This is a genomic window from Streptomyces sp. GL_140, assembly GCF_057834465.1.
Genome location: NZ_CM174404.1, coordinates 4,282,919 through 4,302,359 on the forward strand (window position 1 = coordinate 4,282,919; position 19,441 = coordinate 4,302,359).

General features: G+C 69.5%; 16 protein-coding genes. 9 read left to right on the top strand and 7 right to left on the bottom strand.

All coding sequences use genetic code 11. The features are described from left to right. Window positions 1–4 precede the first annotated feature (4 nt). A complete protein-coding gene (locus tag AC3IYJ_RS19980; RefSeq protein WP_384663578.1) occupies window positions 5–1,087 on the top strand; it encodes an inositol-3-phosphate synthase in 1,083 nt (360 codons plus the stop codon). Between the two features lie 106 nt (window positions 1,088–1,193). Continuing rightward, the gene (locus AC3IYJ_RS19985; protein ID WP_489402636.1) at window positions 1,194–2,474 is read left to right on the top strand and encodes an MFS transporter; all 1,281 of its coding nucleotides are present in this window, start codon (window positions 1,194–1,196) and stop codon (window positions 2,472–2,474) included. 64 nt (window positions 2,475–2,538) lie between these two features. Here AC3IYJ_RS19985 and AC3IYJ_RS19990 read toward each other — a convergent pair whose 3' ends face one another. Continuing rightward, window positions 2,539–4,029 carry a CCA tRNA nucleotidyltransferase gene (locus tag AC3IYJ_RS19990; protein ID WP_489402637.1) on the bottom strand — a complete coding sequence of 497 codons (1,491 nt, stop codon included), beginning with the start codon at window positions 4,027–4,029 and terminating at the stop codon, window positions 2,539–2,541. Window positions 4,030–4,214: 185 nt separating this feature from the next. Here AC3IYJ_RS19990 and AC3IYJ_RS19995 point away from each other — a divergent pair, with 185 nt between their 5' ends. From AC3IYJ_RS19995 to trxA, 7 genes are all read left to right on the top strand, one after another. Then, a complete protein-coding gene (locus AC3IYJ_RS19995) occupies window positions 4,215–6,494 on the top strand; it encodes a DUF6049 family protein (RefSeq protein ID WP_489402638.1) in 2,280 nt (759 codons plus the stop codon). A gap of 46 nt (window positions 6,495–6,540) precedes the next feature. Beyond that, window positions 6,541–8,718 (top strand): murein biosynthesis integral membrane protein MurJ, encoded by a 2,178-nt coding sequence (gene murJ, locus AC3IYJ_RS20000; protein WP_489402639.1) that lies wholly within the window; start codon window positions 6,541–6,543, stop codon window positions 8,716–8,718. Between the two features lie 117 nt (window positions 8,719–8,835). After that, complete coding sequence (locus AC3IYJ_RS20005; protein WP_489402640.1) at window positions 8,836–10,563, top strand: protein kinase family protein; 1,728 nt, start codon at window positions 8,836–8,838, stop codon at window positions 10,561–10,563. Between the two features lie 25 nt (window positions 10,564–10,588). Further along, on the top strand, window positions 10,589–11,290 hold the full coding sequence (gene sigM, locus AC3IYJ_RS20010; protein WP_489396155.1) for an RNA polymerase sigma factor SigM: 702 nt from the start codon (window positions 10,589–10,591) through the stop codon (window positions 11,288–11,290). After that, entirely contained in the window at window positions 11,287–12,243 is a 957-nt protein-coding gene (locus AC3IYJ_RS20015; RefSeq protein ID WP_489396156.1) for an anti-sigma factor family protein, read from the top strand. The genes sigM and AC3IYJ_RS20015 overlap by 4 nt, the downstream gene beginning before the upstream one ends. Window positions 12,244–12,368: 125 nt before the next feature. Beyond that, window positions 12,369–13,328 carry a thioredoxin-disulfide reductase gene (trxB, locus tag AC3IYJ_RS20020; RefSeq protein ID WP_489396157.1) on the top strand — a complete coding sequence of 320 codons (960 nt, stop codon included), beginning with the start codon at window positions 12,369–12,371 and terminating at the stop codon, window positions 13,326–13,328. Between the two features lie 53 nt (window positions 13,329–13,381). Further along, window positions 13,382–13,723, top strand: a complete 342-nt coding sequence (gene trxA / locus AC3IYJ_RS20025; RefSeq protein ID WP_489396158.1) for a thioredoxin — start codon at window positions 13,382–13,384, stop codon at window positions 13,721–13,723. A gap of 72 nt (window positions 13,724–13,795) precedes the next feature. Here the strand turns inward: trxA and AC3IYJ_RS20030 are convergent, their stop codons facing one another. From AC3IYJ_RS20030 to yidC, 6 genes are all read right to left on the bottom strand, one after another. Beyond that, on the bottom strand, window positions 13,796–14,413 hold the full coding sequence (locus AC3IYJ_RS20030; protein WP_489396159.1) for a GNAT family N-acetyltransferase: 618 nt from the start codon (window positions 14,411–14,413) through the stop codon (window positions 13,796–13,798). Between the two features lie 100 nt (window positions 14,414–14,513). After that, window positions 14,514–15,608: a ParB/RepB/Spo0J family partition protein gene (locus tag AC3IYJ_RS20035; RefSeq protein ID WP_489396160.1), complete on the bottom strand. Its 1,095-nt coding sequence runs from the start codon at window positions 15,606–15,608 to the stop codon at window positions 14,514–14,516. Further along, window positions 15,605–16,696: a ParA family protein gene (locus AC3IYJ_RS20040; RefSeq protein ID WP_489396161.1), complete on the bottom strand. Its 1,092-nt coding sequence runs from the start codon at window positions 16,694–16,696 to the stop codon at window positions 15,605–15,607. Before AC3IYJ_RS20040 ends, AC3IYJ_RS20035 begins: the two co-directional genes overlap by 4 nt. Before the next feature lie 267 nt (window positions 16,697–16,963). Next, the gene (gene rsmG, locus AC3IYJ_RS20045; protein WP_489396162.1) at window positions 16,964–17,674 is read right to left on the bottom strand and encodes a 16S rRNA (guanine(527)-N(7))-methyltransferase RsmG; all 711 of its coding nucleotides are present in this window, start codon (window positions 17,672–17,674) and stop codon (window positions 16,964–16,966) included. Window positions 17,675–17,809: 135 nt separating this feature from the next. After that, window positions 17,810–18,319 (bottom strand): Jag family protein, encoded by a 510-nt coding sequence (locus AC3IYJ_RS20050; RefSeq protein WP_489396163.1) that lies wholly within the window; start codon window positions 18,317–18,319, stop codon window positions 17,810–17,812. 15 nt (window positions 18,320–18,334) lie between these two features. Next, window positions 18,335–19,441 (bottom strand): membrane protein insertase YidC, encoded by a 1,107-nt coding sequence (gene yidC, locus AC3IYJ_RS20055; protein ID WP_489396164.1) that lies wholly within the window; start codon window positions 19,439–19,441, stop codon window positions 18,335–18,337.

The window sequence follows — 19,441 nt, forward strand, 5'->3', positions numbered from 1 at the left end:
CGGAATGGGTTCGGTTCGCGTAGCCATCGTCGGCGTAGGCAACTGCGCCGCCTCGCTGGTGCAGGGCGTCGAGTACTACAAGGACGCCGACCCGGCGGCCAAGGTCCCCGGTCTGATGCACGTCCAGTTCGGCGACTACCACGTCAGCGACATCGAGTTCGTCGCCGCGTTCGACGTCGACGCGAAGAAGGTCGGCCTCGACCTTTCGGACGCCATCGGCGCCAGCGAGAACAACACCATCAAGATCTGTGACGTCCCGAACGCGGGCGTGACCGTTCAGCGCGGCCACACCCTGGACGGTCTGGGCAAGTACTACCGCATGACCATCGAGGAGTCGGCCGAGGCCCCGGTCGACGTCGTCCAGGTCCTCAAGGACCGTCAGGTCGACGTCCTGATCTGCTACCTCCCCGTCGGTTCCGAGGACGCGGCGAAGTTCTACGCCCAGTGCGCCATCGACGCCAAGGTTGCCTTCGTCAACGCCCTCCCGGTCTTCATCGCCGGCACCAAGGAGTGGGCGGACAAGTTCACCGAGGCCGGTGTCCCGATCGTCGGCGACGACATCAAGTCCCAGGTCGGCGCCACCATCACGCACCGCGTGATGGCGCGCCTGTTCGAGGACCGCGGTGTCCGTCTTGAGCGCACCATGCAGCTCAACGTCGGCGGCAACATGGACTTCAAGAACATGCTCGAGCGTGACCGCCTCGAGTCGAAGAAGATCTCCAAGACGCAGGCCGTCACCTCGCAGATCCCCGACCGCGAGCTCGGTGACAAGAACGTCCACATCGGCCCGTCGGACTACGTCCAGTGGCTCGACGACCGCAAGTGGGCTTACGTCCGCCTCGAGGGCCGCGCGTTCGGCGACGTCCCCCTGAACCTCGAGTACAAGCTCGAGGTGTGGGACTCCCCGAACTCCGCCGGTGTCATCATCGACGCCCTGCGCGCCGCGAAGATCGCCAAGGACCGCGGCATCGGCGGCCCGATCCTTTCGGCGTCGAGCTACTTCATGAAGTCCCCGCCGGTGCAGTACTTCGACGACGAGGCCCAGGCCAACGTCGAGAAGTTCATCAAGGGCGAGGTCGAGCGCTAGTCGGATCCCTGGGGTCGGAAACGACACCTGGACTTCGGCAGTTCTTCCGCGGAGGGTCCCCGGGCAATGTGCCCGGGGACCCTCCGCGTGTGTGACCCTTTCCCACATGGCTGTCGTACGTGATCTGCGCGTACTCCTGCGTCTGCGGGACTTCCGCAACCTGCTCGCCGTACGGCTGCTCTGCCAGGCTGCCGACGGCGTGTACCAGGTCGCACTGGCCACCTACGTCGTCTTCTCCCCGGAGAAGCAGGCCTCGCCCGCGGCCATCGCCTCGGCCATGGCCGTGCTCCTGCTGCCCTATTCGGTGATCGGGCCATTCGCCGGCGTGCTGCTCGACCGCTGGCCGCGCCGTCAGGTGTTCCTCTACGGCAACCTGCTGCGGGCCTTCCTCGCCTGCGTCACCGGCATGCTGATCGTCGCGCACGTCCCCGACTGGCTCTTCTACGCCTCGGCCCTGTCCGTGACCGCGGTCAACCGCTTCGTCCTGGCCGGGCTCGCCGCCTCCCTGCCACGCGTCGTCGGGCCCGGCGAACTGGTCACCGCGAACGCCCTCTCACCCACCGCCGGAACCCTCGCGGCCGTGGGCGGAGGGGGACTGGCCTTCCTCGTCCGCGTACTGGCCTCCGACTCCGACGCCCTCGTGGTGCTCCTTGGAGCCGGGCTCTACCTGTGCGCCGCCCTGGTCTCCCTGAGCCTGGCCGTGGGTCTCCTCGGGCCCGATCACCCTCCCGGCCGGATCAACCCCACGGTGGGGGAGGGCGTCGCCCTGGCCGTACGGGGCATGGCCGACGGCCTGCGCCACCTGGCCTCCCGGCGCGAGGCGGCCCGGGCGCTGACCGCCATGACCCTGATGCGGTTCTGCTACGGGGCCCTGTTCGTCACGCTGCTCATGCTGTGCCGCTACGCCTGGTCGGACAACGAATCCGACGGACTGGCCCTGCTCGGTGTCACGGTCGGCGTCTCCGGGGCCGGATTCTTCGCAGCCGCCGTGATCACACCCTGGCTCGTGGGCCGGCTGGGTACCCGGGGCTGGATGACCGCCTGCGCCGCCGGATCCGCCGTCCTGGTCCCCGCGCTCGGACTGTTCTTCGCCCCCGGCCCGATGCTGGCCGCCGCCTTCGTGCTCGGTCTCGCCACCCAGGGCGCCAAGATCTCCACCGACACCGTCGTGCAGTCCCGGGTGGACGACGCCTTCCGCGGCCGCGTCTTCTCCGTCTACGACGTGCTCTTCAACGCCGCCTTCGTCGGCGCCGCGGCGGTGGCCGCGCTCGTGCTCCCGCTCGACGGGCAGTCCGTCCCGCTGATCCTCGGCGTGGCCACGCTCTATGCCCTGACCGCGGTCTTCCTAATGCGGCAGGGCGATGTTTCACGTGAAACATCGCCCTGACCCCGTCGCGGTCCATCGATGTTTCACGTGAAACATCGACGCACGGCGACGGGGCGGATCCGGCTCAGTCCTGAGCCGCCCACCACTCCTTGAGGGCTGCGATCGCCGCATCACGCCCCATCGGACCGTTCTCCAGCCGCAGCTCCAGCAGGAACGCGTAGGCCTTGCCGATCACCGGACCGGGGCTGACTCCCAGGACCTGCATGATCTCGTTGCCGTCCAGGTCGGGCCGGATCGCGTCCAGCTCCTCCTGCTCCTGCAGCTGGGCGATGCGCTCCTCCAGCCCGTCGTAGGTGCGGGAGAGGGCATTGGCCTTGCGTTTGTTGCGCGTGGTGCAGTCGGAACGGGTCAGCTTGTGCAGGCGCTCCAGCAGCGGGCCTGCGTCGCGGACGTAGCGCCGCACCGCCGAGTCGGTCCACTCCCCGTCGCCGTAGCCGTGGAAGCGCAGGTGCAGCTCCACCAGCCGCGACACGTCCTTGATCATGTCGTTGGAGTACTTCAGCGCAGTCATGCGCTTCTTGGTCATCTTCGCGCCCACCATCTCGTGGTGGTGGAAGGAGACCCGGCCGTCGCTCTCGAACCGGCGGGTGCGGGGCTTGCCGATGTCGTGCAGCAGCGCCGCGAGCCGCAGCACCAGGTCCGGGCCGTCCTCCTCCAGGGCGATCGCCTGCTCCAGGACGATCAGCGAGTGGTCGTAGACGTCCTTGTGCCGGTGGTGCTCATCGCTCTCCAGGCGCAGCGCCGGGAGCTCGGGCATCACGTGGTCGGCCAGCCCGGTGTCCACGAGGAGGCCCAGGCCCTTGCGCGGGTGCACGGACAGCAGCAGCTTGTTCAGCTCGGCCTGCACCCGCTCCGCCGAGACGATCTCGATCCGGCCGGCCATCTCCGTCATGGCCGCCACCACGTCGGGAGCGACCTCGAAGTCGAGCTGCGCGGCGAACCGCGCCGCCCGCAGCATCCGCAGCGGATCGTCGGAGAAGGAGTCCTCGGGGGTACCGGGGGTCCGCAGGACACCCGCCCTGAGGTCCTCCAGACCGCCGTGCGGGTCCACGAACTCCTTCTCGGGAAGCGCGACGGCCATCGCGTTCACCGTGAAGTCACGACGGACGAGATCTTCCTCGATCGAGTCTCCGTAGGAGACCTCCGGCTTGCGCGAGGTCCTGTCGTAGGACTCCGAGCGGTAGGTGGTCACCTCGATCTGGAAGTTCCGCTCAGCGGGGCCGCCGGGGGTCCGGTCGGCGTCCGCGACACGGGCCAGCTTCTGCGCACCGACCGTGCCGAAGGCGATGCCGACGTCCCACACCGAGTCGGCCCACGGCCTGATGATCTTGAGGACGTCCTCGGGACGGGCATCGGTGGTGAAGTCGAGGTCGTTGCCGAGGCGCCCGAGCAGCGCGTCGCGGACGGACCCGCCGACCAGGGCGAGGCGGAATCCCGCCTCCTGGAAACGGCGGCCGAGCTCGTCGGCGACAGGGGCGATCCGCAGCAGTTCACTCACCGCGCGGACCTGTCCCTGACTCAGGACACTGGAGTTCTCTTCGTTGGCGTTCGGCACAACAGAAAAGGGTACGTGCCCGGCCCGCCGGGAGCTCCCCTGTTTGTGGGCACCCCGGCCCACAACCGCTCCGGGACGGACCCGATCATGTGGAGCAAGGCGCGGCACTCGCGCACAGCGGGCCTCGTTACCATGCGTGGACGCACAAACGACGACCACTGACACTTCGAGGGACGGGCGAGCGCGTGGCCGAGGCGGCAGACATCCAAGGGGCGGCCCCCGCTCCTGCCCGGCGACGCTGGCTGCGGCGCGCAGTCGTCCTGCTCGCCGGCACTCCGGTGCTCGCCGCCCTGATCTACTCTCCCGCCCCAAAGGCCGAGGCCTCCGAGGCCGCGGCCTCCACCGTCGACGTCCAGCTCGACGGGCTGACGCCCACCGCCCCGGTCAAGGGCGACACCCTCACCATCTCCGGCACGGTGATCAACAACGGCCGCGAGAAGATCACCGCCGCGCACGTGGGTCTGCGGGTCGGGCCCGTGCTGGGGGACCGCAGCTCCATCGACGAGACCGCGGACCGCGGTGCCTTCCGGGCGGGCACCGACCCCGCCGAGATCAGCGCCGAGTTCGCGGTGAAGATCGACGCGCTGCCCCCGAAGGTCGCCCAGCCCTTCACGCTCAAGGTCCCCGTGAGCAAGCTGGAGCTGGACAAGGACGGCGTCTACCAGCTCGGCGTCTCCCTGTCCGGGGAGACCGAGAGCCGCGCCTACGAGCAGACCCTCGGCATCAAGAGGACCTTCCTGCCCTGGCAGCCGGAGGCCGCAGCCAAGCGCTCGCAGCTCACGTACGTGTGGCCGCTGATCTCCACCACGCACCTGACGGCGGAGACCGGCTCGGACGAGCTGCAGACCCCGGTCTTCCTCGACGAGAGCCTCGCCGACGAGCTGCGGCCCGGCGGCCGCCTGGAGCAGATGGTCTCGCTCGGCAAGGACCTGCCCATCACCTGGGTCATCGACCCCGACCTGCTCTACACGGTCGACGCGATGACCAAGGGATACCGGATCCGCACCCCCGACGGCCGGACCGTCCAAGGCAAGAACAAGGCGATCGCCGAGCAGTGGCTGAGCTCCCTGGAGAGCGCCGTCCAGGGCAAGAAGGTCGTCGCGCTGCCTTTCGCGGACCCCGACATCGCCTCGCTCGCCCACCACGGCAAGGACGTGTCCGGGACGCTGGGGCAGCTGCGGCCCGCCACCGACAAGGCGAAGCAGGCCGTCGAGACGGTCCTGCACGTCCCCGCGACCACAGACTTCTCCTGGCCCGTGGACGGGGCGATCGACCCGTCGATCGTCAACGTGGCGACTTCGGCGGGCGCCCACAACGTCCTGACCCGCAGCGACAGCCTCCAGGAGACCGGCGCCCTCGGCTACACCCCCTCGGCCGCACGCCCCATCGGGGCGGGCACGACCGCCATCGTCGCCGACGCCGAACTCTCCACCGCCTTCCAGGGCAGCATGCTCGGCGCCGGGGACTCGACCCTCGCGGTCCAGCAGTTCCTCGCCCACACCCTCGCCCTGAACCTTCAGGCGCCCGACAACCAGCGCAGCTTCGTCGTGGCCCCCCAGCGGACGCCGAGCTCCAGCCAGGCCCAGACGATGGCCGCCGCGGTCCGGGAGCTGCAGTCCGGCCGCTGGACCCAGCCCGCCGACCTTGAGGCCGCGGCCGCCGCCACACCGGACCCGCGGGCCGCCACCCAGGTCCCGGGGGCCGGCCAGTACCCCGAGGCACTGAGCAAGCAGGAGCTGCCGGTCTCCGCCTTCGAGCAGATCCGTACCACCCAGACCACGCTCGACCACTTCAAGGTCATCCTGACCGCGCCCGACCGCGTGGAGATCCCCTTCGGCAACGCCACCAACCGGGAGATGTCCACCTCCTGGCGCGGCCGCCCCGACGACGCACGGGACTACCGGGACCAGGTGCAGCAGTACCTGATCGGCCTCACCGAGAAGGTCAAGGTCATCTCCAAGTCCGATGCCACCCTCTCCGGACACAGCGCCACCATCCCGGTCAGCATCCAGAACAGCCTCGTCCAGGACACCCACAATCTGGTTCTGCGCCTGAAGTCCGCCAACCCCACCCGGCTGATGTTCGGCGACAGCGGTGAGGCCCAGCAGGAGGTCGCTGTCCAAGGTGGGCACAGCCAGACCGTAAAGTTCCCCGCGAATGCCACTGCAAGCGGCCCGGTCGAGGTGACCGCGCAGCTCTACACGACCGATGGCGTCCCCTACGGCAAGGAACGCAAGTTCACCGTCGAGGCCACCGAAGTCACCCCCACCGTCATGCTCGTCATCGCGGGCGGCGTTCTCCTCCTCGTCCTGGCCGGCATCAAGATGTACGCCAGCCGCAAGCGCGTCGCGGCACGTGCCGCCGCGGAAGCCGAAGAGGAGAACACGCAGCAGAGTGACGAGTCCCCGGACACCGGACCGCAAAGCACGGACGCGTCCGGCACGGGTGAGACAGTGGACCGTTGAGCGATGCCGTGGCCGGTCGGCCTGGGGACGATGAGGTGGGGTTTCGATGAACGCGCCGTACGAAGGTGACCGCGCGCAGGGCGCCGGCGGGCCCGCGCCCTCCCAGGGCACTGCTCCCGGCACCCCGGTGCCGGGCCAGGTTCCCGCGCCCGCGCCCGCACCGGACCACGACCCTTATGTCCAGGACGCCTACGCCCACGACCCGTACAGGTCGCAGGACCTGTCCGCCCAGGACCCGGTCGCGGAAGTCCTCTACGACCGGGCCTCGCACCCCCCGCCGCCGCCCGGCACCTACCAGGAACCCGGCCCGCTCTACGCCGCTCCGCCCGCCGCCGCGTACGCCCCGGACCCGCGGGTCTGGGCCCAGACCCCGCCGCCCGAGCCGGACGGCCCCTCGCGGCACCTGCCCTACGGCGACCACGCCACCACCACGCAGTTCGTGGGCGTGGACTCGCTGGTCACCAAGGCCGCCGACCAGGAGCCCCGGCCGGACGCCTTCGCGCACCTCTACCGGGACCAGGAGGCGGCTCCCCGCACCCCCGCCGAGGACGCCCCCGTGGCGGCCCCGGCGCCGAGCAAGCCCTCCGGCCGCGCCTCCAGCCTGCTCAAGTCCAGCGCCCTGATGGCCGCCGGCACGATCGTCTCCCGCATCACCGGCTTCATGCGGACCCTCGTGATCGCCGGTGCCATCGGTGTCGCCACCCTCAACGACAGCTACCAGGTCGCCAACACCCTGCCGACGATGATCTACGTCCTGGTCGGCGGTGGCGCCCTCAACGCGGTCTTCATCCCGCAGCTGGTGCGCGCGATGAAGAACGACGAGGACGGGGGGGAGGCCTACGCCAACCGGCTGCTCACCCTCGTCATGGTCCTGCTCGGCGCCGTCACCACCATCTGCGTGCTCGCGGCACCGCTGTTCATCGGCATGATGTCGCAGAAGATCGCCGACGATCCGGCGCGCCTGGACGTGGCCGTCGCCTTCGCCCACTACTGCCTGCCCACCATGTTCTTCATGGGCGTGCACGTGGTCCTCGGTCAGATCCTCAACGCCCGCGGCCGGTTCGGCGCGATGATGTGGACCCCCGTCCTCAACAACATCGTCGTCATCGCCACCTTCGGGGCCTTCATCTGGGCCTTCGGCGGCTTCACCACCACCGGGGTCACCGAGGCCGGCATCACCCCCGAAGGCGTCCGCCTGCTGGGCCTGGGCACCCTGCTCGGCCTGGTCGTCCAGTCCCTGGCGATGGTTCCCTACCTGCGCGACGCCGGCTTCAAGCCGCGCCTGCGGTTCGACTGGAAGGGCCACGGACTCGGCAAGGCCGCCGGCCTGGCCAAGTGGACGTTCTTCTTCGTCCTCGCCAACCAGCTCGGCCTCATCGTCGTCACCCAGCTCGCCACCTGGGCGGGCGAGGTCGCCGACAAGCAGGGCCACGGCGGTACCGGTATCACCGGCTACAACTACGCCCTGCTGCTCTGGCAGATGCCGCAGGCCATCATCACCGTCTCCGTCATGACCGCCGTCCTGCCGCGCATCTCCCGCTCCGCCCACGACGGCGACGCGGCCGCGGTGCGCGACGACATCTCCTACGGCCTGCGCACCTCGGCCGTCGCGATCGTGCCCTGCGCCTTCGCGTTCCTCGCCCTGGGCGTCCCGATGGCCGGCCTGCTCTACGCCGGCTCCGGCGCGCAGAGCGCGCAGAACATCGGCTTCATCCTGATGGCATTCGGCCTCGGACTGATCCCGTACTCGGTCCAGTACGTCGTCCTGCGCGGCTTCTACGCCTACGAGGACACCCGGACACCCTTCTACAACACGGTCATCGTGGCCGCCGTCAACGCCGGCTTCTCCGCCGTCGCCTTCCTCGTGCTCCCGGCCCGCTGGGCCGTCGTCGGCATGGCAGCCGCCTACGGCCTGGGCTACGCCGTCGGCGTGGGTGTCGCCTGGCGCCGGCTGCGCACCCGCCTCGGCGGCGACCTCGACGGAGCGCACGTGATGCGCACCTACACCCGGCTCATCGGGGCCTGCCTCCCCGCCGCGGCGGTGGCCGGTGTCGTCGCCTTCGCGGTCCTGCACTTCCTGGGCAGCGGGGCCCTCGGATCGCTCTCCGCGCTGGTGGCCGGCGGTATCGCCCTGGCGGCGGTGTTCCTCGTCGCCGCCAAGCGGATGCGCATCGAAGAACTCAACGCCATGTTCGGAATGGTCCGCGGACGCCTGGGTCGCTGATGCGCACATCCATCCCCTTCTCTAGCGTGTCGTGCAGAGGGCCGGACTGTGGGCACAATTGGCATGGCTTCGCAGACTGGCCAACAGCGCGTAACGGATGGGGAGGCAGGGACGACGGTGGCGGAACGTAGCACGGCTGCCGTCGACGTGGCCGACAACGGCGGCGACGAGCCGTCGGCCGCTGAGGCGGCCCAGGCCACGGCCGACGGGGTGGACACCCAGAACGGAAAAGCCGCGGACGGACCCTTGCCCGAAAAGGAGGGCGAGCGCAGAAACGCGGCACCTGCGACCTCGCCGGAACTCCACAGCGGCCACAAGCTCGCCAGGCGCTACCGCCTGGAGGAGTGCGTCACCCGTCTGGACGGATTCAGCAGCTGGCGCGCGATGGACGAGAAGCTCCGCCGCGCCGTGGGCGTCCACCTGCTGCCCGCCGACCATGCCCGGGCCCGGGCGGTACTGGCCGCCGCCCGTTCCTCCGCCCTGCTCGGCGACCCCCGGTTCGTCCAGGTCCTCGACGCCGTGGAGGAGAACGACCTCGTCTACGTCGTCCACGAGTGGCTGCCCGACGCCACCGAGCTCACCGCCGTACTCGCCGCCGGCCCCCTGGAACCGCACGAGGCCTACCAGCTCGTCAGCCAGATCTCCCAGGCCATGACCGCCGCGCACCGCGAGGGCCTGGCACACCTGCGGCTGACCCCCAGCGCGATACTGCGCACCTCCACGGGCCAGTACCGCATCCGGGGCCTCGCCGTGAACGCCGCGCTGCGCGGCATCACCAGCGAGACCCCGCAGCGCGCGGATACCGAGGCCATCGGCGCCCTCCTGTACGCCGCCCTCACGCAGCGCTGGCCGTACGAGAACGACGCCTACGGCCTCACCGGCCTGCCCAAGGGCGTCGGGCTGATCGCTCCCGACCAGGTGCGCGCGGGCGTGCACCGGGGACTGGGCGAACTCGCCATGCGCGCCCTCGCCAACGACGGAGCCACCGCCTCCCGGCAGGAGCCCGCCTGCACCACCCCGGAAGAGCTGTCCAAGGCCGTGGCCGCGATGCCCCGCATCCGGCCGCCGGAGCCCACCTTCACGGCGCCGCCGGAGTACCAGCACACCACTTACCAGCAGGGCAGCTACGGCAGGCCCACGTCTTCCGGCATGCCCGCCCCGCAGACGCTCACCGTCGTCCCCCCGCCGGCGCCGCTGCAGAGCCGCACCGGCCGGGCCCTGAAATGGGGCGTTGCCGCCCTCCTGATCGCGGCCCTCGGGCTGGGCAGCTGGCAGCTCGCCGACACCCTGCTGGTCCGCGGCAACCAGGGCAGCAACAGCAGCAACCAGAACCAGCACCCGAAGGGTGACGACGTCCCGGAGAAGAAGGAACCGTCCGTCCTCACCATCAAGGGCGCTGGCGAGTACTACCCCGACGGCAATCCCCAGGACCTGGAAGGTGCCAAGAACACCTTCGACGGGGACGCCACGACCTACTGGCGCACCAAGTACTACCTCGACGGCCCGGACATGAAGGCGGACTACAAGGCCGGTGTCGGCCTCGTCTTCGATCTCGGCTCCGCCCAGGAGGTCAGCGGCGCTTCGATAGCGCTGAAGTACGCCGGTGACCACACCACCGTCACGCTCTACGCGGCCGACTCCATGTCCCCGTCGACCCCGGTCGGCTCGTTGTCGAAGATCGCCGGGGGCACCACCTCGGGCAGCACCCTCAAGGCCACGGCCGAGAAGCCCGTCAACACGCGCTACGTCGTCCTCTGGATCACCGCGATGCCGGAATCGGGTGCCGACGGGTACAGCCAGGCCGGATTCAAGCAGGCCATCACGGATGTGAAGTTCACGGGCTGACGGACGGCAGGGGAGGGGCTCACCGTTGGACGAAGCCACACCCGGAGGCCGCAGCGATCAGGAACTCCTGTCGCTGCACGCCGCCGGAGATCCGGACGCCTTCGGTGAGCTCGTGCGCCGCCACCGGGACCGGCTGTGGGCGGTGGCCCTGCGCACTCTCGGCGACCGCGAGGAAGCCGCCGACGCCGTGCAGGACGCACTCGTCTCGGCCTACCGGGCCGCGCACACCTTCCGCGGTGAATCGGCCGTCACCACCTGGCTGCACCGCATCACCGTGAACGCCTGCCTGGACCGGGCCCGCAAGGCCGCGTCCCGCCGGACCGCGCCCCTCGATGACACGGAGCGGCTGGAGCGCCTTCTGGAGCCCCACGAGTCCGCCGAGGCCCCCGCGGAGCGCCAGGACCTCCACCGCCAGCTCCTGGCCGCCCTGAGCACCCTCCCGGCCGAACAGCGGGCGGCACTCGTCCTCGTCGACATGCAGGGCTACCCCGTCGCGGAAGCCGCCCTCGTCCTCGACGTCCCCATCGGCACGGTGAAGAGCCGCTGTGCCCGTGGCCGGGCAAAACTCGTCCCGCTCCTCACTCATCTGCGCACACATACCGTGGATAACACCGACACCGAGCGGGGAAGGAACCGGACACCGGGGACAACCGTCCCACCGACGGCAGACCTCGGGGACACAGCCCCGGATCCCAACGCAGTGAAGGGCGGAGGTGGACGAGCGTGAACCCCACAACCGGTACGACCGGCACGATCCGGCACCCCGACGTCTCGGAGATCTCCGAGCTGACGGAAGGCCTCCTCTCCCCGTCCCGCACCGCCGAAGTCCGCAGCCATCTGGGCGGCTGCGCCCTGTGCGCCGATGTCCGTGCCTCCCTCGACGAGATCCGGGCACTGCTCGGCACGCTCCCCGGCCCTTCCCGGATGCCCGCCGACATCTCCGGCCGGATCGACGCGGCCCTCGCCGCCGAAGCCCTCCTCGACGCCACCACCCCGCGCACCGAAGCCGGCCCCGTCGGCCGGACCGGTCCGGCCGACGGGGGAGCGGCCCCCGCTGTTTCACGTGAAACAGCGCCCGCCCCGCGCACGGAAACCGGCGCTCTGCGGCCCTCCGGTCACCCGACCGGCCCAACCGGCCCCGGCCGACGTCGCGCCCGCCGCCGGATCGCCGTCATCGGCGGTCTGCTCACCGCCTGTGCCGTCGGGGTACTGCTGGCCAACTTGTTCTCCGGCCCCGACCCGGTGAGTGACCTGTCCGCCCGCAAGGACCCGGCTGCCAGCGCCCAGGCCCAGTCCGGAGGGCACGCGTACACGGCCCAGGGCCTCCAGGGCACCGTGCAGGGACTCCTCGCCTCCTCGGACCGGGTGAAGAAGGTGCCGGGGGACCAGAACAACACCTACGGGGTGGAGAACAACTCTCCGGCCGCCCCGGGACTGGCGCCCGCCGACCGCGTGGCAGCGCCCGTCCCGTCCTGCGTCCAGAAGGCCACCGGCCGCTCCGAGGAGCCCCTGGCCTCCGAGCGCGGCAGCTACGAGGGCACCGACGTCTTCCTCCTCGTCCTTGCGCACCCCGGCGACCCCGCCACCGTGGACGCCTACCTCGTGAGCGCCGCCTGCGTCACCGCCCCGTCGGCCCCTGCCGAGGAGCCCCTGCTGAAGAGCACCTATCTGCGGGGCTGAGCCGCTCCGAAGCCCGGGTGGACGGCTCGGGAATGCGGGCGCCGTAGGATCCGTTGGGTGGGGTGAGAGTTCACACCGGCCCCCCGGTAGGCAGCAGGCAGTCCGCAGAGACGAGGAAGTAACCCGTGAGCGACGTACGAAACGTGATCATCATCGGTTCCGGGCCGGCCGGTTACACCGCCGCCCTGTACACCGCACGCGCTTCGCTCAAGCCCCTGGTCTTCGAAGGTGCCGTCACCGCCGGTGGCGCCCTGATGAACACCACGGAGGTCGAGAACTTCCCCGGCTTCCAGGACGGGATCATGGGCCCGGACCTCATGGACAACATGCGCGGCCAGGCCGAGCGCTTCGGTGCCGAGCTGGTTCCGGACGACATCGTGGCCGTGGGCCTCACCGGTGAGATCAAGACCGTCACCGACACCGCCGGCACCGTGCACCGCGCCAAGGCCGTGATCGTGACCACCGGTTCCCAGCACCGCAAGCTGGGCCTGCCCAACGAGGACGCCCTCTCCGGCCGCGGTGTCTCCTGGTGCGCCACCTGCGACGGCTTCTTCTTCAAGGACCACGACATCGCCGTGGTCGGCGGCGGCGACACCGCGATCGAGGAAGCCACCTTCCTCTCCCGGTTCGCCAAGTCCGTCACGATCGTCCACCGCCGTGACTCCCTGCGCGCCTCCAAGGCCATGCAGGACCGCGCCTTCGCCGACCCGAAGATCAGCTTCGCCTGGGACAGCGAGGTCGCCGAGATCCACGGCGAGCAGAAGCTCTCCGGGCTGACCCTGCGCAACACCAAGACCGGTGAGACCTCCGAGCTGCCCGTGACCGGCCTCTTCATCGCCGTCGGCCACGACCCGCGCACCGAGCTGTTCAAGGACCAGCTGGACCTCGACGCCGAGGGCTACCTCAAGGTCGACGCCCCCTCCACCCGCACCAGCCTCACCGGTGTGTTCGGTGCCGGCGACGTCGTCGACCACACCTACCGTCAGGCCATCACGGCCGCGGGCACCGGTTGCTCCGCTGCCCTCGACGCCGAGCGCTTCCTCGCCGCCCTCGCGGACGTCGAGAAGGCAACCGCGGCAGTCTGACCCCCGCAAGCAGCACCACACCCCACTCCCCGCAGGAAAAGAAGGAGGCCGCTGTGGCCGGCACCCTCAAGAACGTGACCGACGCAGACTTCGACAACGAGGTCCTCAAGAGCGACAAGCCGGTCCTGGTGGACTTCTGGGCCGCCTGGTGCGGTCCGTGCCGCCAGATCGCGCCCTCCCTCGAGGCCATCGCCGCCGAGTACGGCGACGAGATCGAGATCGTCAAGCTGAACATCGACGAGAACCCGGGCACGGCCGCCAAGTACGGCGTCATGTCCATCCCGACCCTGAACGTCTACCAGGGCGGCGAGGTCGTCAAGACCATCGTCGGTGCCAAGCCGAAGGCCGCCATCCTGCGTGACCTCGACCCCTTCATCACGGCCAAGACCGTCTGACGGACCGAAGTTTCACGTGAAACGGGGCCGCTCCTCCCGGGAGCGGCCCCGTTTGGCGTTTCCCTGAGGCCCTCACAGCGGACGCAGCGCCGGTTCCTTCCGGGCCGCGCCCAGCAGGCGGTCCAGGGCCAGTTCCACGTCTTCCTTCCACGACAGCGTGGAGCGCAGCTCCAGCCTCAGCCGGGGATGCACCGGATGCGGCCGTACGGTCTTGAAGCCCACGGCCAACAGATGGTCCGCCGGCAGCAGACAGGCCGGGCTCTCCCACCGCGCGTCCCCGAATGCCTCGATCGCCCGGAACCCCCTGCGCAACAGGTCCTTCGCCATCGTCTGCACCATCACCCGGCCCAGGCCCTGCCCCTGATACCCCGGCATGATCCATGCCGTGATCAGCTGTACGGCATCCGGCGACACCGGGCTGGTCGGAAAGGCGGTCGCACGGGCCACGTACGCCGGCGGCGCGTAGAGCATGAACCCCACGGGGACCTCGTCCACATAGACCACGCGGCCGCAGGAACCCCACTCCAGCAGGACGGCGGAGATCCACGCCTCCTTCTCCTGGGCAGGGGTCCCCGCCTTCACGGCGGCCTCGCCGCTGACCGGATCCAGCTCCCAGAAGACACAGGACCGGCAACGCCGGGGCAGATCCTGAAGGTTGTCCAGCGTGAGCGGTACCAGCCGACGACCCATGACCGCATCGTATCCACAGCTCGAATCACCCGAAACCGCAACAAGGCAAAGGGGCGGTTCGCGCCGGTACGCACCGGCACGAACCGCCCCCGGCGGTGGGCTACTCCGCGGCAGCTCCCTGGTCCAGCACCCGGCCCTCGCCCGGCGCCAGCGTCCCCAGGATCCGTTCCAGGTCCTCCATCGAGGCGAACTCGACGGTGATCTTGCCCTTTTTCTGGCCCAGATCCACCTTCACCCGCGTCTCGAACCGGTCCGACAGCCGTGTCGCCAGTTCGTTGAGCGCCGGAGAGACCCGGGCGCCCGCACGCGGACCCTTCGGCTTCACCGCGCTCGAGGACTCCGAACCCATCAGCGCCACGATCTCCTCGACCGCACGCACCGACAGCCCCTCGGCCACGATCCGATGCGCCAGCCTGTCCTGGGTCTCGGAGTCGTCCACCGAGAGCAGTGCCCGCGCGTGGCCGGCCGACAGCACTCCCGCCGCCACCCGCCGCTGCACGGAAGGCGACAGCTTCAGCAGCCGCAGCGTGTTGGAGACCTGCGGACGCGAGCGCCCGATCCGGTCCGCCAGCTGGTCGTGCGTGCAGTTGAAGTCCTGGAGGAGCTGGTCGTACGCGGCCGCCTCCTCCAGCGGGTTCAGCTGGGCCCGGTGCAGGTTCTCCAGCAGCGCGTCCAGCAGCAGCTTCTCGTCGTCCGTGGCGCGGATGATCGCCGGGATGCGCTGGAGCCCTGCCTCCCGGCATGCCCTCCAACGGCGTTCGCCCATGATCAGTTCATAGCGACCCGGGGCCGACTGGCGCACCACCACCGGCTGGAGCAGGCCCACCTCCTGGATGGAGGTCACCAGTTCGGCCAGCGCGTCCTCGTCGAACACCTCGCGCGGCTGGCGGGGGTTGGGCGTGATCGAGTCCATCGGAAGCTCCGCGAACGTCGCTCCCGCCACCTCTTCGACCTCCGGAGCCGCGGCCGGCTCCGGCACGGCGGCCGCGATCGCCGCCGATGTTTCACGTGAAACATCGGCCTGAGCCAGCGAAGCCAGCTTCGCTGCCGCGACCCCCCGCTCTGCGGTCAGCACCGGCACCGCCGACGGAGACGTCGACCCCGCCGCGCCGATCACCGGCGGCGTCTTCTCCTGCGGAGCCGCGGGAATCAGCGCGCCGAGCCCCCGCCCCAGACCCCTACGTCGCTCACTCACTGGATCCCCTCCGCCATGCTCTGCGTGTTGTTCATCCCCGCACCCAGATGGGGGTGCTGGGGGTCGTACTGGATTCCGGCCCCACGCAGGGCGATCTCCCGCGCCGCCTCCAGGTAGGAGAGGGAACCGCTGGAACCCGGGTCGTAGGTCAGCACCGTCTGCCCGTAGCTCGGGGCCTCCGAGATGCGGACCGATCGCGGGATGCTCGTGCGCAGCACCTCCTTGCCGAAGTGGGTGCGCACCTCCTCCGCCACCTGCGAGGCCAGCCGGGTCCTGCCGTCGTACATCGTCAGCAGGATCGTGGAAACGTGCAGCGTGGGGTTCAGGTGGGCCCGCACCAGGTCGACATTGCGCAGCAGCTGACCCAGACCCTCCAGCGCGTAGTACTCGCACTGGATCGGGATCAGCACCTCCGCACCCGCGACCAGGGCGTTCACCGTCAGCAGGCCCAGCGAGGGCGGGCAGTCGATCAGGATGTAGTCGAGCGGCTGCTCGTACGCCTGGATGGCCCGCTGGAGGCGGCTTTCGCGCGCCACGAGGGAGACGAGCTCGATCTCCGCGCCCGCCAGGTCGATGGTGGCGGGAGCGCAGAACAGCCCCTCCACGTCGACCACCGGCTGGACGACCTCCATCAGCGGGCGGCTGTCCACGAGCACGTCATAGATGGACGGCACGTCCGCGTGGTGGTCGATGCCCAGCGCCGTGGAGGCGTTGCCCTGCGGGTCGAGGTCCACCACCAGGACCCGCGCCCCGTGCAGGGCCAGGGAAGCGGCCAGGTTCACGGTCGACGTGGTCTTGCCCACGCCGCCCTTCTGGTTGGCCACGACCATGATCCGGGTCTGCGCGGGCCGGGGCAGGCCTTCACCCGCACGGCCCAGGGCCTCGACCGCGATCTGCGCGGCTCGGCCGATGGGTGTGTCTTCGTTGTCTACAAGCGGCGGGGCCGATGTTTCACGTGAAACATCCGCGCCCGGCGATTCAGAACGGGGACCGGGGACCGGATCGGCCATCGGCCCCGCGAGGTTGGCGTCTGACCGCACGGTGTCACTCTCCTCGGCATCAGGCTCGCGATGAACAGAGCCTGCCATGTCGCCGGGGTCGCGAACCAGCGGGGCCCGTACTCCTGTGGATGAATCCACCGTTGTGGACAACTCCGTCCCCCCTTCATCCTTGCGTTGACGAGGGGACGTGGCCGCACGACCGCGGCTGATGATTCCGTGCAGCAGAGAGCGACGTTTCACGTGAAACACGATGCCCGGACGGAGTCATCCGGCCGCTACGACACTCCGAAATCCATACCTATAGGGCGCAACAGGCCTGGAACTGCCCGGAAAATCAGCCGAACCGGAGCAGGATCAGCGACGGCGGCGCGTCCGGCTGGTCCGGGCGGCCTTGGCCCGCTTCGCCGCGAACCTCACCCCGCCGGGGCTCTCGCCGACCTCGACCCGCACCACGGTCGACATCGGATCCACGATCCCGTCACCCACGTGCAGCACCGAGGTCTTCACCACACCGAGCTTGGTCAGCGCGGCCTTCGCCGCCACCAGCTCCTCCTCGGCGGTGTCGCCCTTCAGTGCCAGCATCTCGCCGTACGGACGCAGCAGGGGAACGCCCCAGCCGGCCAGCCGATCCAGCGGTGCCACGGCCCGAGCCGTCACCACGTGCACGGGCTGCAGCTTGCCGAGGACCTCCTCGGCCCGCCCGCGCACCACCGTCACATGGTCCAGGCCCAGCAGCTCCACGGCTTCCTGGAGGAAATTGGTGCGGCGCAGCAGCGGCTCCAGCAACGTGATCTTCAGGTCACGGCGGACCAGGGCCAGCGGGATGCCGGGGAGACCTGCGCCCGAGCCCACGTCGCACACGGTGACACCCTCGGGCACCACCTCGGAGAGCACGGCACAGTTCAGCAGGTGCCGCTCCCACAGTCGCGACACCTCGCGCGGCCCGATCAGGCCCCGTGTAACCCCCTGGTCCGCGAGCAGCTCCGCATAGCGCACGGCCTGCGGCAAAAACTCACCGAACACCTTGTGCGCCACCTCGGGTGCCGGGGGCGCTTCTTCAGGCATCGGGGGAAGCTCAGCTGCCTCCGTCACGGGGACCGTCCTTCCGTACTGCATGGTGTCAAAACCGCTTCACTGCCAGGCTGACAAACTTCGGCCCCGCCTGCGAGACAGACGGGGCCGAACACTCATGGCTTCCGATCAGGCCGGGAGCACAACGACGAAGCGCTGCGGCTCCTCGCCCTCGGACTCGCTGCGCAGACCGGCGGCCGCCACGGCGTCGTGGACTACTTTCCGCTCGAAGGGGGTCATCGGAACCAGCTTCAGGGGCTCGCCCGAAGCCTTCACGTCCTCGGCCGCCTTGGCGCCGAGCACGGCCAGCTCCTCGCGCTTCTTCGCGCGGAACCCGCCGATGTCCAGCATCAGCCGGCTGCGGTCCCCGGTCTCGCGGTGCACCGCGAGACGGGTGAGCTCCTGCAGAGCCTCCAGCACCTCACCGTCGCGGCCCACGAGCTTCTGCAGGTCGCGTGCGGATTCGCTGACGATGGAGACCGAGGCGCGGTCCGCCTCGACGTCCATGTCGATGTCGCCGTCCAGGTCGGCGATGTCCAGCAGACCCTCGAGGTAGTCGGCCGCGATCTCACCCTCCTGCTCGAGGCGGGTCAGGGTGTCGCCACTCTCAGCGGCGGCGGTGGTGGTGCCTTCCGTCACGGGAGGGACTCCTTCTTACTTCTTGGGAGAGGGCTTGCTGGGGGGCGTCTGGCGCTGCGACTTCGACTGACGCTTGGGCTGCTGCCGCTTCTGGAGCGGATTGCCGGCCGCGTCGGCGTCGGCAGTGGCCTCGACGCTCTTGATCACGGAGCCGTCGTCCTGAGCGGCCAAGCCCTGCTTGGTCAGAGCGGTGATGAACTTGCGCTCGTTGTCGTTGCGGTCCGGACCCTTGGCAACGATCGCCGCGACGATCTTCTTCTTTCCCCGGCCCTTGAGCTCGCCATGGGCGCTGACCTGCTTCAGCAGGCGGGTCAGGTACTGGTCCTGGGCCTTGCTTCCGGGGGTCGGGTTCTGGTTGATCACGTACATCTGCTGACCCATGGTCCACAGGTTCGTGGTCAGCCAGTAGACGAGAACACCGACGGGGAAGTTGATACCCATGAACGCGAAGATCAGGGGGAAGACGTACATCAGCATCTTCTGCTGCTGCATGAACGGCGTCTTGACCGAGAGGTCGACGTTCTTCTGCATCAGCTGGCGCTGCGTGTAGAACTGCGACAGCGACATCATCACGATCATGATGGCGGTGACGACACGCACATCGGTGATCGAGGCGCCCAGAGCGGCGACCTTGTCCGCGCTGTCCGTGAACTTGGAAGCCAGCGGAGCGCCGAAGATGTGCGCGTTACGGGCGCTCGCCAGCAGCGGGCCGTCGATCTCGCCGATCGGCTTGCCGTTGGCGATGCCGGCGAGCACGTGGTAGAGCGCGAAGAAGAACGGGGACTGCGCCAGGATGGGAAGGCACGAGGAGAGCGGGTTGGTACCCGTCTCCTTGTACAGCTTCATCATCTCTTCGGACTGGCGCTGCTTGTCGTTCTTGTAGCGCTCCTGGATCGCCTTCATCTTCGGCTGGATCGCCTGCATGCCCCGCGTCGCCTTGATCTGCTTCACGAAGAGCGGGATCAGACAGATGCGGATCAAGATCACCAGGGAGACGATGGAGAGGCCCCAGGCCCAACCACTGTCCGCGCCGAAAATGCTCCCGTAGACCTTGTGGAACTGAACAATGATCCACGAGACGGGAGTGGTAATAAAGCTGAACAGACTGGCAATCGTGTCCAC